10 protein-coding genes are annotated in these 12,028 nt (G+C 66.0%); 4 read left to right on the top strand and 6 right to left on the bottom strand.

From position 1 onward, the window contains the following. Together PMI02_RS27840 and chrA are read left to right on the top strand one after the other, a co-directional pair. Positions 1-328: hypothetical protein (locus PMI02_RS27840; RefSeq protein ID WP_007678477.1), on the top strand; the 328-nt coding region annotated here is incomplete at its 5' end. A 203-nt stretch (positions 329-531) separates the two neighbouring features. Continuing rightward, positions 532-1,740, top strand: a complete 1,209-nt coding sequence (gene chrA, locus PMI02_RS02955) for a chromate efflux transporter (RefSeq protein WP_007678476.1) — start codon at positions 532-534, stop codon at positions 1,738-1,740. A gap of 299 nt (positions 1,741-2,039) precedes the next feature. On the opposite strand, the gene PMI02_RS02950 is transcribed toward chrA, so the two are convergent. Both PMI02_RS02950 and PMI02_RS02945 read right to left on the bottom strand, forming a co-directional pair. Then, positions 2,040-2,441, bottom strand: coding sequence for a cupin domain-containing protein (locus PMI02_RS02950; RefSeq protein ID WP_007678475.1), 402 nt, complete (start codon positions 2,439-2,441; stop codon positions 2,040-2,042). After that, a complete protein-coding gene (locus PMI02_RS02945) occupies positions 2,438-3,787 on the bottom strand; it encodes a polysaccharide lyase family 1 protein (protein WP_007678474.1) in 1,350 nt (449 codons plus the stop codon). Before PMI02_RS02945 ends, PMI02_RS02950 begins: the two co-directional genes overlap by 4 nt. Positions 3,788-4,027: 240 nt before the next feature. Here PMI02_RS02945 and PMI02_RS02940 point away from each other — a divergent pair, with 240 nt between their 5' ends. Both PMI02_RS02940 and PMI02_RS02935 read left to right on the top strand, forming a co-directional pair. After that, positions 4,028-6,937: a TonB-dependent receptor gene (locus tag PMI02_RS02940; RefSeq protein WP_007678473.1), complete on the top strand. Its 2,910-nt coding sequence runs from the start codon at positions 4,028-4,030 to the stop codon at positions 6,935-6,937. A gap of 91 nt (positions 6,938-7,028) precedes the next feature. Next, a complete protein-coding gene (locus tag PMI02_RS02935) occupies positions 7,029-8,027 on the top strand; it encodes an alpha/beta hydrolase (RefSeq protein ID WP_007678472.1) in 999 nt (332 codons plus the stop codon). Between the two features lie 12 nt (positions 8,028-8,039). Here the strand turns inward: PMI02_RS02935 and PMI02_RS02930 are convergent, their stop codons facing one another. The 4 genes from PMI02_RS02930 to PMI02_RS02915 are packed head-to-tail and all read right to left on the bottom strand — an operon-like array spanning position 8,040 to position 12,021. Then, positions 8,040-8,894 carry an aldose 1-epimerase gene (locus tag PMI02_RS02930; protein WP_007678471.1) on the bottom strand — a complete coding sequence of 285 codons (855 nt, stop codon included), beginning with the start codon at positions 8,892-8,894 and terminating at the stop codon, positions 8,040-8,042. Further along, the gene (locus tag PMI02_RS02925) at positions 8,891-10,312 is read right to left on the bottom strand and encodes a sugar porter family MFS transporter (RefSeq protein WP_007678470.1); all 1,422 of its coding nucleotides are present in this window, start codon (positions 10,310-10,312) and stop codon (positions 8,891-8,893) included. The genes PMI02_RS02930 and PMI02_RS02925 overlap by 4 nt, the downstream gene beginning before the upstream one ends. A gap of 43 nt (positions 10,313-10,355) precedes the next feature. Further along, on the bottom strand, positions 10,356-11,228 hold the full coding sequence (locus PMI02_RS02920) for an SMP-30/gluconolactonase/LRE family protein (RefSeq protein WP_036501981.1): 873 nt from the start codon (positions 11,226-11,228) through the stop codon (positions 10,356-10,358). A 1-nt stretch (position 11,229) separates the two neighbouring features. Further along, the gene (locus PMI02_RS02915) at positions 11,230-12,021 is read right to left on the bottom strand and encodes an SDR family NAD(P)-dependent oxidoreductase (protein ID WP_007678468.1); all 792 of its coding nucleotides are present in this window, start codon (positions 12,019-12,021) and stop codon (positions 11,230-11,232) included. Positions 12,022-12,028 lie beyond the last annotated feature (7 nt).

The following is a 12,028-nucleotide window of genomic DNA, read 5'->3' as shown; positions in this document are numbered from 1 at the left end:
CTTTTGGGGCGTCCACAGATGGGAAGCCGCCAACCGACGTTATGGGAATCCGATCAGCGTCGCTGCCACGCCGACTCCAATGAAAGACGCAACCGGCAACAGCACAGCCATTTTCGTTCGCGCCGTCCCAGCGTTGCATCGGCATGCGATGATTAGCGGGGCCACTAACAGCCACGTCAAATTCGCAATGGATTTCAACTCCATTTTCCACGCGATCAGCGACAGAAAAATCGAAAGCGAAACGGTCACTATGATTTGCGTGCTGACCCGTAAGGCCGCCGAACGGTCCAATTGCGCTTGCTCACTCACGCAAAGTGCTCCGTGGTAAAGTCATTCTGCACTCGCTGTCGAATGTCTGCAACGGGGAGTAACCTGCCGGCCCAACATCCGGTTCACTCGTCGCGCGAAGCCGTTGACTTCGCACCGCCTGCGAGGCGATACAGCCGCAACGGGCCGGCGCGGACGCCCGTTCAGACGGTATTCGTCCAAGTCCGCTCCATCTGCCGCGACTGCGGCAAGGGGAGCGTGTGAATGACGATGGAAACTGCCGCGATGCCGTCCGGGGAGCCGGGGCCGCCGCCGATCACCCTCATGGCGCTTTTCCTGAAATTCCTGCGTTTCGGTGTGCTCGCTTTCGGCGGGCCGGTGGCGCAGATCGCGATGCTGCGGCAGGCGCTGGTCGAAGAGGAGCGGTGGATCGGCAAGGCGCGGTTCAACCGCCTGCTCGCCGTGCTGCAGGTCCTGCCCGGACCCGAGGCGCACGAGCTGTGCGTGCATCTGGGCATGATCGCGCGCGGTCGGATCGGCGGCCTGCTTGCCGGGCTGGGCTTCATGCTGCCGGGGCTCGCGCTGACGTTGCTTGCCGGATGGCTCTACGTCGGTTTCGTGGTCGGCGATGCCCACCTCGCGGGGGCGCTGCTGGGCGTACAGGTCGTCGTGCTCGCCGTGATCGGGCGCGCAGTGGTGCGGATCGGGCAGCACATCGTCGAGAACTGGCTGCTCGGCGTCATCGCGCTGGCCAGTCTCGCCGCAACGCTCGTGGACGTGCCCTTCTGGATACCGCTGGTGACGGGCGGGCTCGCCTACGCGCTGTCGCATCGTCCCGCGGCGACGGCGCTGATTCTGGTCGTGGCCCTCGCGCTGGCGGCCGCCATCCACCTGTTCGCCGTGCCTACCGTTGGCCCGCGCGCCGCGACGGGCGCTTCGGTCACCTCGCTCGCCCTGTTCTCGGCGGGACTGAAAGGGGGGATGCTGACGTTCGGCGGGGCCTATACCGCCATTCCCTACGTCCGCGCGGACACGGTCGGGCGCGGATGGATCGGTGATGCCACCTTCCTCGACGGGATTGCGCTGGCCGGCGTGCTGCCCGCCCCGCTGGTGATCTTCGCCACTTTCGTAGGCTATGTCGTGGGCGGCCTGGCCGGGGCGCTGGCCATCACGGCGGGCATGTTCCTACCGGCCTTCGCGTTTTCGCTCATCCTGTTCGAGAGGCTGGAGGCCATCGTCGAAAACCCCGCCTTGCACCGGGTGCTGGAAGGCATCGCGGCAGCAGTCGTGGGGATCATCGCCGGGACTTTCCTGCACCTCGGCTACGCGACCTGGGTGCGAGTGCCGGCTCCGGCTGCGGGGACGGCGCTGTTCGCGGTGGCACTGGCGGCGGCGTGGCGGATCACGGGCGCGTGGGTAACGCCCGCCATCCTCGCGGCCGGGGCCGTCGCGGGCTGGGCGCTGTTCTCATGATCCCGTGACGGCGGGAGAGGCGCTTTCCTACACGCGGCGCGGCGCGGTATGGTCGCACCATGGTCCCGCCTGCCCATTCCTGTCTGTACAGCGCCGCGCTCCGCCAGGTGTCGACGTGCGGCCGCCGCAGGGTGACATGTGTAACCTGCAAGGTGACACTTTCCGCGCCTAAGGCGACACTTCCGGGGCGCAGGGTGACACCTGTCACCCGCAAGGCGACACTTTCCGCGCTCAAGGCGACACCTTTTTCCTCTGGACCGTGTAAAGCGTGTAAACCTGTGTCGCCTTGCGCAGCCGGACTACTTCGCCTTGGGCGGGTTGGGGTAGGCGATGATGAGCGACAGCGGCGCCTTGCCCTTCTGCCAGATGCCCACCACGGCGCCGTCGTAGAGGTAGGCCGTCATGCCGGGCTTGAGCGCGGCGCGCTTGCCGTCCGACACGACCTCGCCTTCGCCCGAAAGGACGTAATAGACCTCGTCGTGGGCGATCGGATGCTCGCCGATCGCCGCGCCGACGTGGAGCACGCGGCGGCGAAACTCCATGGTACGCGGCGCCGGGGCGGCGTCGGAGATGCGGTAGGCAGTGCTCATCCCGATCTCGCCGTGGGGAGGGGCTTCCTCCCGCACGGTGTCGCGCTCGTCGATGACCGCCATCGGCGGGGCGGCAGTCGCCGCCGCCGCGAGGAGCAAGACGGCGATCACTTGGCCGCCCCTTCGCGCATTTCCTTGTCGCGCGCCGACAGTTTCTCCTGCGCGCCCGCCTTCTGGCCGGGATATCGGCCCGATTTCGGAGTCATGGCGGTGAGGTTCCAGTCCTTCTCGACGAAGGCGGCCTGGGTCGGCGCGGGGTGCGGATAGCCGCCGACGACCTTCTCGTCGTCGATGATCTCGCCGCGTCCTTCGGCGACGAAGAACAGCACGCGGATGTCGTCGGGCGCCCGGTCCCAGGGCCGCGCGCCCACCGAAGCGAGCAGGCTGGTCTCGAGGTCGGCGGCGGGCATGACCTCGAGCCCGGTGAGCGGGGCGAGCGGGGCGGTCTTCTCGATCAGCTTCGCCTTGGTCACGCCGTAGCGGCCGAAGTTGGGGGCGGGGTTGCCCCAGCGGTCGACGTTGAGGTTGTCCTTGCCGTAGTAGGCGAGGTCGCCGTCGCCGCCGAGCGTCAGGAACGGCAGGCCGGCCGCGGTCGAGTTGCCGGCGCGCATGACGTTGCCCACCGCAGTGATCTCGCCGGTGACGTAGTCGTGCCCCTCCCACTCGAGGTTCATGAGGTTGTAATGCACCGCGCGGTGGCCCGGATCGTAGATCATGTTGTTGACCATCAGCACCTGCGCCCCGCCCTTCACCAGCGGCGAACGCTCCATGTTGTGGGCGTAGAGGTTGCGATAGAGCGTGATGTTGGTGGCATTGTCGTGGATCAGCGTGCCCTTGGAGTGCTCGCCCTTGGGATGGCTGGCGTCGGCGAGACCTTCGGCGGCGATGTTCTCGCGGAACACGATGTCGTGGCTGGTGGCGGCGCGCCATTCCTTGACGGTCTTGCCGGTGAAGCGCGGACCGGACGTCGACATGTTCTCGTCGAGAGCCCAGAGGAAGCTGCAGTGCTCGACCACGACGTTGTGTGCGGCGACGGTGGAGAAGGCGTCAGCCTCCCAGCCCGAGAGCTTGGCCTGCCCGTCGACGCCGGTCATCACGCGGATGTGGCTGATCTTGACGTCGTGACCTTTGAGATCGATGCCGCCCCGGATGATCGTGATGCCCGGCGACGGTGCAGTCTGGCCGGCAATGGTCAGGTACGGCTCTTCGATGTCGAGGATCGAGCGCCCGAGGTCGATCACGCCGCCCACTTCGAAGACGACGACGCGTTTGCCTTTCGCCTCGATCGCGGCCTGGAGCGAACCGGGGCCGTCCTTGTCCAGAGTCGTGACGCGAATGATCCGGCCCCCGTCTCCGCCCTGTGTCGGATCGGAAGGCAGCGCGCTGGCGGCGCCGGGAACGAGGGTAAGCGCCGAAAAAGTAAGAAGAACTTGGCTTGTCAGCCTTCCGATTCTCACTGCCGATCTCCCAATGGCACAGGTTCTTGACAGGGCGACCTCCCTGCGGCACTAATTAATGACACCGGTTACCACTGGTCGCAAGGACGATCTTTGGAGCCGGTTGGGCGATTTGGAGATCGTCTGTGTGCCCCTCCAGGGGGGCGGGAGCAAAGAGGTGCCGGAACAGAGCGCGCGTAGCCACGCTCCTTTCTGACACCGGTATCAATTGGCCGGTTCAGGCCGTGAGGGGATGTTGCCATGCGCCAGCATGTTTCAGGAATTACGCTTTTGAAGGCCGCGCTGTTCGCCGGCAGCGCACTGGCCCTGCCGCACGCGGCTTTCGCACAGGACGCCACGGGAACGACCGGCACCGCAACTGATGCTGCGGCCGAAGCCAACACCGATGCTGCAGCCGTCGATACGAACACTGCCGACGAGATCGTCGTCACCGGCTTCCGCCAGTCGCTGCAGGCCGCGCTGAACGTCAAGCGCGAGTCGATATCGGCGGTCGACGCGGTCGTCGCCGAGGACATGGCCAAGTTCCCTGACCAGAACCTGGCGGAATCGCTCCAGCGCATCCCGGGCATCTCGATCCAGAAGGACGGCGGCGAAGGCCGCGCGATCACGGTTCGCGGCCTCGGCGCGCAGTTCACCCGCGTGCGCGTCAACGGCCTGGAGACGATCGCGACCAGCTCGGACGGCGCCTCGGCCAACCGCGACCGCGCTTTTGACTTCAACGTCTTCGCATCCGAGCTGTTCAGCAGCCTCGTCGTCCACAAGACCGCCGAAGCCAGCCTCGACGAAGGTTCGCTGGGCGCCGTCGTCGATCTCAACACCGGCAACCCGATCGCAGGCAAGACCGGGCTCACCGCCGTGCTCAACGTGCAAGGTTCGTACAACGACCTGTCGGACAACGTCGGCCCGCGCATCGCCGGCCTGCTTTCGTGGAAGAACGAGGCCGGCACGCTGGGCGCCAACATTTCGGCCGCCTATTCGCACACCGACACGCTTGAAACCGGCAACAACTCGGTCCGCTGGGCCCAGGCCTACTTTAACTCGGTCGACGGCAACCCATGCTTCTACTCGGTTCCCGGTGCTACGGGCGGCGCTCCGGTCAGCACAGGTGGCAGCTACCGCCCCTCGGCGACCTGCGACGCGGCCTCGCTGTCGTTCCACCCGCGCATCCCGCGCTACGGTGTGGTTGAGCATGACCGCCGCCGTCTCGGCCTGACCGGCTCTATCCAATTCGAGCCGACCGACCGCACCAAGATCTCGATTGACGGGCTTTATTCGTCGTTCAAGGAAGACCGCGCCGAGCAGTGGCTCGAAGTGCTCGCCCGTTCGAACGAGCGCCGCTTCAACGTCGTGGACCCTGTCTACGACGATAAGGGCAATATGATCAGCGCGACGTTCAACAATGCCTACGTCCGCACCGAAAGCTACCTACGCAAGTCGGAAACCGAATTCTACCAGATCGGCGCGACCTGGGACCAGGACGTCACCGACACGTTCCGCTTCACCGCACTGGGCGGTTTCTCGCAGTCGAACGCCGACATCCCGGTCGAGACCACGATCGCCTACGACAACCGCAACGCCAACGGTTTCAGCTACGACTATTCGGACATGAAGTCGCCGGTGCTGAACTACGGCCTCGACGTGACCAACCCGGCGAACTTCCAGCTCGCCGAAATTCGCGACCGTCCGTCCTACGTGAAGAACAAGTTCAAGACCGGTCAGCTGCGCACCGAATGGGACCTGACCGAAGGCTTCACCGTCAAGGCCGGTGCGGTGTGGCGCCAGTACGACTTCCGCACCCAGTTGTTCCAGCGCGACACTGCCGCGTGCGGTGCCAACGGTACGCGCGACCTGATCCTCGGCGTCGTGACCTGCTCGGCGAACGTCTACGGCCTGCCAGTGACCTCGGACATTTCCGACCTGATCAACCTCGGCGACGCCGGGCAGCCGGACGGCAACACCAACTCCTACCTAGTCGGTAACATCGCGAACGCGGCCGAGTATACCAAGCTTTATGGCCGCACCGCCATCGAGGACCTCGGCAACAACCGCAAGGTGCGCGAGACGACCTCGGGCGGCTACGTGCAGTTCGACGTGAAGGGCGAGATCTTCGGACTCGAGTATGCGGGCAACGCCGGCATGCGCTTCGCTCATACCAAGCAGACCTCGACCGGCTACACCGCCGGCGTGGCAGCGACCGTCGAGCGGACTTACGACGATTGGCTGCCGTCGATGAACCTTGCATTCTACCCGCACCCCGACGTGATCGTGCGCGGCGCGGTGGCCAAGGTCATCACTCGTCCGGCACTGTCGAACCTCAACCCGGGCGGTTCGGTCGATGGCTTCAACTACCGCGTCAACTTCGGCAACCCGTTCCTCGATCCTTACCGCGCCACCAACTTCGACCTTTCTGTCGAATGGTACTTCGCTCCACAGGCTCTGTTCTCAGTTGCAGGCTTCATCAAGAAGATCGAGAGTTTCCCCGTCGCCGGCACCTACGTTGCCACGCTGCCGCAGCTCGGCCTCGGCCGCGATGTGCTGGGCCAGAGCACGCCCGCCTACATCAACTACGATCCTAACCAGGAATACGTCGTCTCGTCGCAAATCAACGGCCAGGGCGCGACCCTGAAGGGCGTCGAGGTGGCTCTGCAGCTTCCCTTCACGTTCCTGCCAGGTATTCTGAGCCACACCGGGTTCCAGGGCAACGCCACCTTCATCGACAGCAGCGCCGACTACCAGATCACCGGACCGGCTGTCTCGGCTTGCACCCGCAATGCAACCACGGGAGCCTGCGGCCTTACCGGCGTGTCGGCGATCTACAACAACACCCTGCTGGGCGTGTCGAAGCGGGCCTGGAATGCCACGGTCTACTACGACGACGGCAAGTTCAGCATCCGCGGATCGGTCAGCTATCGTGGCCCATTCAGCGATGCCACGAGCGCGACCGGCAACATCTTCGAGGGCTACGGTTCGTATACCAGCGTCGACGCGGCGATCCGCTACAAGGCGACCGAATGGCTGGAACTGTCGATCGACGGCAACAACCTGACCGACGAATACCGCTACCGCACCAACGACATCTACGCGAACCGCAACTACGAGAACAACCACTTCGGCCGCACGATCCTCTTCGGCGCCCGCGCGAAAATCTGATCCCTCCTCCTCCTGGGGCGTGACCTGCGCAGGTCACGCCCGTTCTTTTCTGGCCTTTCCTTTTTCAGCACCGGCAGCACGGGGACCTTCCTTGGATTTCGATCGCAGGACTCTCATCGCCGGCTCCCTAGCCGCTGCCGGCCTGGCCTCGCGGGCGGGCGCGCAGACCGCTCCGCCCATGGCCTCAAAGGCGCTGCCTCCTGGCCTGCCGCAGCCGACCGAGACTATCGACCTGTGGCCCAAGGGGCCTCCCGCCAGCCTTGCCTCTTCCCTCACCGAGACCGTCAACGAACGCTCCGCCGATGCGCTCGTCACCGACCGCGCCGTCTACGGCGTGACACGCCCGCGCATGGCCGTCTTCCGCCCCGACCGGCCCAACGGTTCCGCCGTGATGATCACGCCGGGCGGCGGCTACAAATGGATCGTCGTCGACAAGGAAGGCTACGAGATCGCCCGCTGGCTTACCGCCCGCGGCTTCACCGCCTTCGTGCTGTTCTACCGCTTGCCCGGCGAAGGCTGGTCGAGCGGAGCCGACACTCCCCTCGCCGACGCCCAGCGCGCCATGCGCCTCATCCGCCACCGCGCACGCGAGTTCGCCATAGATCCCGAGCGGGTTGCCGCGATGGGTTTTTCTGCAGGCGGGCATGTGTGCGCCGACCTGGGTGCGCGCTTCGCCGCAAGGGTTTACGAGCCCGTCGATGCGGCGGACAAGCTCTCCGCCAAGCCGTTCTGCGCGGCACCGATCTATCCCGTGGTGAGCATGGACCCGGCGATCGCCCATCCCGGCTCACGCGACCTGCTGCTCGGGACCGCGCCGACGACGGCGATGGAAGCCGCGCACTCACCCGACCGCAACGTGCCGGCCGACGCCCCGCCTCACTTTCTGCTCCACGCGGAAGATGACGATGTGGTCCCGGCCGAGAACACGGTGCGCCTGCACGCCGCGCTCAAGGCCCGAAAAATTCCGGTGGAGGCGCACTTCTTCGCCAACGGAGGACACGGCTTTGGCCTGCGCCGCGCGATCGGCAAGCCGATCGAGGTCTGGCCCGAACTTTGGCGCGCGTGGGCGCGGACGGTCGGATTCGGTTGAGAGGCGGCGCGGTCAGCCGCGCACGCTGATTTCCAGCTCCAGCACCTGCGTCGCGCCGGGCGCGAGGACAGTGCCGCCCGCGGCCGCGAAGTCCGGTCGGTTGAGAGCATCGGGCATCTGGCTGGTCGGTTCCAGGCATACAAAGTCCTCCCCCGGCGGCGCGAAGACATGCAGGAAGCTCGAGCCCCGCGCCTCCAGTGCGATGCCGTCGCCCCAACGCGCGGTTCCCGTCCATCCGAAATAGCAGTTGTCGGTCAGCGACCGGGGCGACGGCACAGCGCCCGCCGCGAAATCTCCCAGCGCATCTGCCGGCAAGCGCCGGACCGGAATGAACGTCTCGTCGCCCTCCCAGAGACCGGCGGCCTCGAACTGCAGCACGTCGTCTGGGTTACGCACGAAATAGGGATGCAGGCCGAGACCTGCCGGCATGGCCTCGTCAGAGGTGTTCACCAGTTCGAGAGATATCCGCAGGGCATCGTCTGCAAGGTCGAACCGCTGCGTGGCTGACCAGTCCCAGGGCCAGTGCTCGTCGGCCGCGTGGGAGCAGGCCAGGACGGCGCTGGCCCCGCCCTGCTCCGCCGCCGCCCAAGGCTTTACCCAGCCGAGCCCGTGGATGGGATACGGAAAGACCGGATGGCTGGAGAGCAGCACATGCGAGGTTCCGGCAAACGTGAAACGCCCCCCGGCGATACGGTTGGCGTAGGGCACGAGCGGGAAGCAGGCCGTTTCCAGAGGATCCGTCGCATCGCCGGGGGTCGGGCGCATGATGTCCCGCCGACCGACCGAGAATCCACCGACGGCGCCGCCAAGTTGCGGCAGAAGCGAAACTTCCGCCCCTCCCCGCCGCAGGATCAGCCGCTCGCTCACCCTGCCATTTCCTCCAGGGTCCGGCCCCGCGTTTCCTGCACCATTGCGCGCACGAAGAAGAACGAGAGGAACGCGCTCAGGGCATAGAAGCCGTAGGTAATGGGCAGCCCCAGTCCTGCGGCCATGGCGGGGAAGCTCACCGATATGCCGAAGTTGGCGATCCACTGGGCAAAGCCGGAGACCGCCAGCGCCGAACCACGGATCTGGTTAGGGAACATCTCGCCCAGCATGACCCACATGACCGGACCCCAGCTGACGTTGAAGAACACGACGTAGGCATTGGCCGCGATCAGCGCGATCACGCCGACATCGTCGGAGAGGGTCAGGTGCCCGTCCACGAAAGTGCCGCTGGCGAAACACGCCGCCATCGTCGCCAGTGTCACCGCCATGCCCGCCGAACCGACGAGGAGCAGCGGCTTGCGGCCCAGCTTGTCGATCAGCGCTACGGTCACGAGGCAGGCGAGGATCGAGAGCGAGCCCGACAGGATGTTGATGAGTAGCGCGTCGCTCTCGCTGAAACCCACCGACTGCCACAGCACGGCGCCGTAGTAGAACACGATGTTGATGCCGACGAGTTGCTGAAAGATGGCGATGCCGATGCCCGCCCAGACCAGCTTGCGCAGGCGGCCGGTAGCGGGGTCCTTGAGGTCGGAGAACTTTGGGCGGTGATGGTCTGCGGCCAGCGTGGCGCGGATTTCCGACACCATGGTCGCGGCGCGCGCCGCTCCGAAGATGCGGGTCAGGATCGTCAGCGCCTCGGCATCCCGGCCCCGCGCCACGAGGAACCGCGGGCTCTCGGGGATCATCATCAGGGCGACGAGGTAGATCACCGCAGGGATCACCTGCATCCAGAACATCCAGCGCCATGCCGGCAGGTCAAGCCAGAGCGGATCGGTGCTGCTGCCCGCGTTCTTCGCCAGCACGTAGTTCGCCACGAAGGCTCCGGTCAGGCCGGTGATGATCATAATCTGTTGCAGGCTGGCGAGCCGGCCGCGGATGGCTGCCGGCGTGACCTCGCTGATGTAGACCGGGGCAAGGACGCTGGCGGCGCCGACGCCGACGCCGCCAACGAAACGCGCAATGATGAACACCAGCGAACTGCCCGCCGCGCCTGCTCCCAGTGCGCTGATGACGAACAGGCCCGCGCCGATCATCATGACCGTGCGCCGCCCGATGACGTCGGCCAGCCGTCCCGCGACGAATGCGCCCACCGCGCACCCTAGCAGGATCGCGCCGACGTTCAGCCCTGTGCCAAGCGCCGAAAGGCCGAACGTGCTTTCGAGCCCGTCCTGCGTGCCGTTGATCACGCCGCTGTCGTAGCCGAACATGAAGCCGCCGATGGTCGCCACGATCACGATCATGGCGACGAAGGCGAGGTTCACCTTGCCATCGCCTGCCCCGTCCTCAACTTCACTCATTCGATTGGATCCTCTTCCGTGCATGGCCATGTTGCGGCTCTCTTCAGTACAATGGATGGCTAGGGGGAAGCCCGGGAACTTCAACCTCGAAAGTGAAGAGATCCCCAGCATGGGGCTGGTCCGCAAGCTCTGCGTCGGTCAGGCCCTTGCGCGCGGTGGTCGCGTAAACGGTGCGCAGGTCCGCGCCTCCGAAGGCGATCTTGGTGACGTTGGCGACGGGAAACTCGACCCGGCCGAGCAGCGTGCCGTCCGGGGCGAAACGGGCAACGCCCCAGCCGCCGAACAGGCCGACCCAGACCGTGCCCTGGCTGTCCACCACCGGCCCATCGGGATGGCCCATGTCCTTTGGCAACCGCGCGAACAGCCGCGCTTCGCCGGGAAGCCCGTTCGGTCCGACCGGCGCTGCCAAGATCGCCCGTTCAAGCGTATCGACAAGATAAGCGGTATCACCGGCCGGCGAAAAGGCGGGTCCGTTGGTGATGACCATCGCGTCAGCATCCAGCGCGGTGCATTCCTTGCCGGCCAGCCGGTAGTAACCGCCGGTCGCCGCTTCCTCGGCGTTGTCCATGGTGCCGAACCAGACCGAGCCGTCGGGGTGTATGGCGGCGTCGTTAAGACGGTTACCAGGCATGTCGGGCTCGACGGGATGCAGCAGTTCGAACGCTCCGGCGTCGGCATCGAAGCGGTGAACGCCGTCCCTTGCGCCGACCATCAACGCACCGTCGGCGAGCGGGATGACCCAGCCCGGCTCCTCGGGCGCGGCCCATTCGCGCACCTTGGCGGTGGCAGGATCGAAGCGGTGGAGCTTGTGTCCCTTGATGTCGACGAACCACAGACACCCCCGGCCTGCGTCCCAGATCGGGCCTTCGCCGAGCATCGCGCCCACTTCTGCCGCGACTTGCGGAATGGCGGTCATGTCAGCGCCAGCCGGCATCGACGAAGTACTCGTGGCCGGTGCACATCCGCGCATCGTCCGAGGCGAGAAAGAGCGCTAGTGCCGCCACGTCGGCGGGCTGCACACGGCTCTTGAGGCACTGCGCATCGAGTATTTCGCGCTCGCCTTCGGGAGTGTACCACTTCTCCTGACGAGGGGTCTGAACGTTGCCGGGGACGAGCGCGCAGACCCGGATGCCCTTTTCGCCCAGTTCGCGGGCCATAGCGCGGGTCATGCCCTCGATCCCGGCCTTGGCGGTCTGGTAGAGCGAGAGCTGGTCGAGGGCGAGGTGCCAGCTGATCGAGCCAAAATTCAGGATAACCCCGCCGCCGGCCCGCTCCATATGGGGGATTGCGGCCTGCGCGGCGAAGAACAGGTGGCGCAGGTTCACCGCCATGCGCTCGTCCCAGTACTCCGGAGTGACGTCGGCGATGGCGTGGCGGTCGTCGTTGGCGGCGTTGTTCACGAGAACCTGAAGCCCACCTAAAGCGGCATGAGCGGCACCTACCTGCTCCTTGACGAAATTGAGGTCCTTGAGATCGCCGCACGCGAAGCGGGGCGCGAAATCTACCTCGCCGTCCAGACGCGCGACCAGTGCCTCGGAGGGCTCGGCGGCGATGTCCACGAACATCACTTTCGCACCCTGCCGGGCGAAAGCCTCCACCAGCGCCGCGCCGATGCCCGTGCCGCCACCAGACACGAACACGCCCTTGCCGGCCAGCGAGGGGTAGCGCGCCGTCTGCGTGGCGGGGGCGGAGGTCGTAGTCGTCAGCATCGTATTC

Origin of the sequence: Novosphingobium sp. AP12, from assembly GCF_000281975.1 — a bacterium.
Classification (GTDB): Bacteria; Pseudomonadota; Alphaproteobacteria; order Sphingomonadales; family Sphingomonadaceae; genus Novosphingobium.
This window is presented reverse-complemented; position numbering and strand designations above follow the sequence as displayed.

What these genes read in the sequence shown, in the direction of transcription:
- chrA (WP_007678476.1), top strand. Translation starts at nt 532, where the DNA reads ATGACGATGGAAACTGCCGCGATGCCGTCCGGGGAGCCGGGGCCGCCG.
- PMI02_RS02940 (WP_007678473.1), top strand. Translation starts at nt 4,028, where the DNA reads ATGCGCCAGCATGTTTCAGGAATTACGCTTTTGAAGGCCGCGCTGTTC.
- PMI02_RS02925 (WP_007678470.1), bottom strand. Translation starts at nt 10,312, where the DNA reads ATGAGTGAAGTTGAGGACGGGGCAGGCGATGGCAAGGTGAACCTCGCC.
- PMI02_RS02920 (WP_036501981.1), bottom strand. Translation starts at nt 11,228, where the DNA reads ATGACCGCCATTCCGCAAGTCGCGGCAGAAGTGGGCGCGATGCTCGGC.
- PMI02_RS02915 (WP_007678468.1), bottom strand. Translation starts at nt 12,021, where the DNA reads ATGCTGACGACTACGACCTCCGCCCCCGCCACGCAGACGGCGCGCTAC.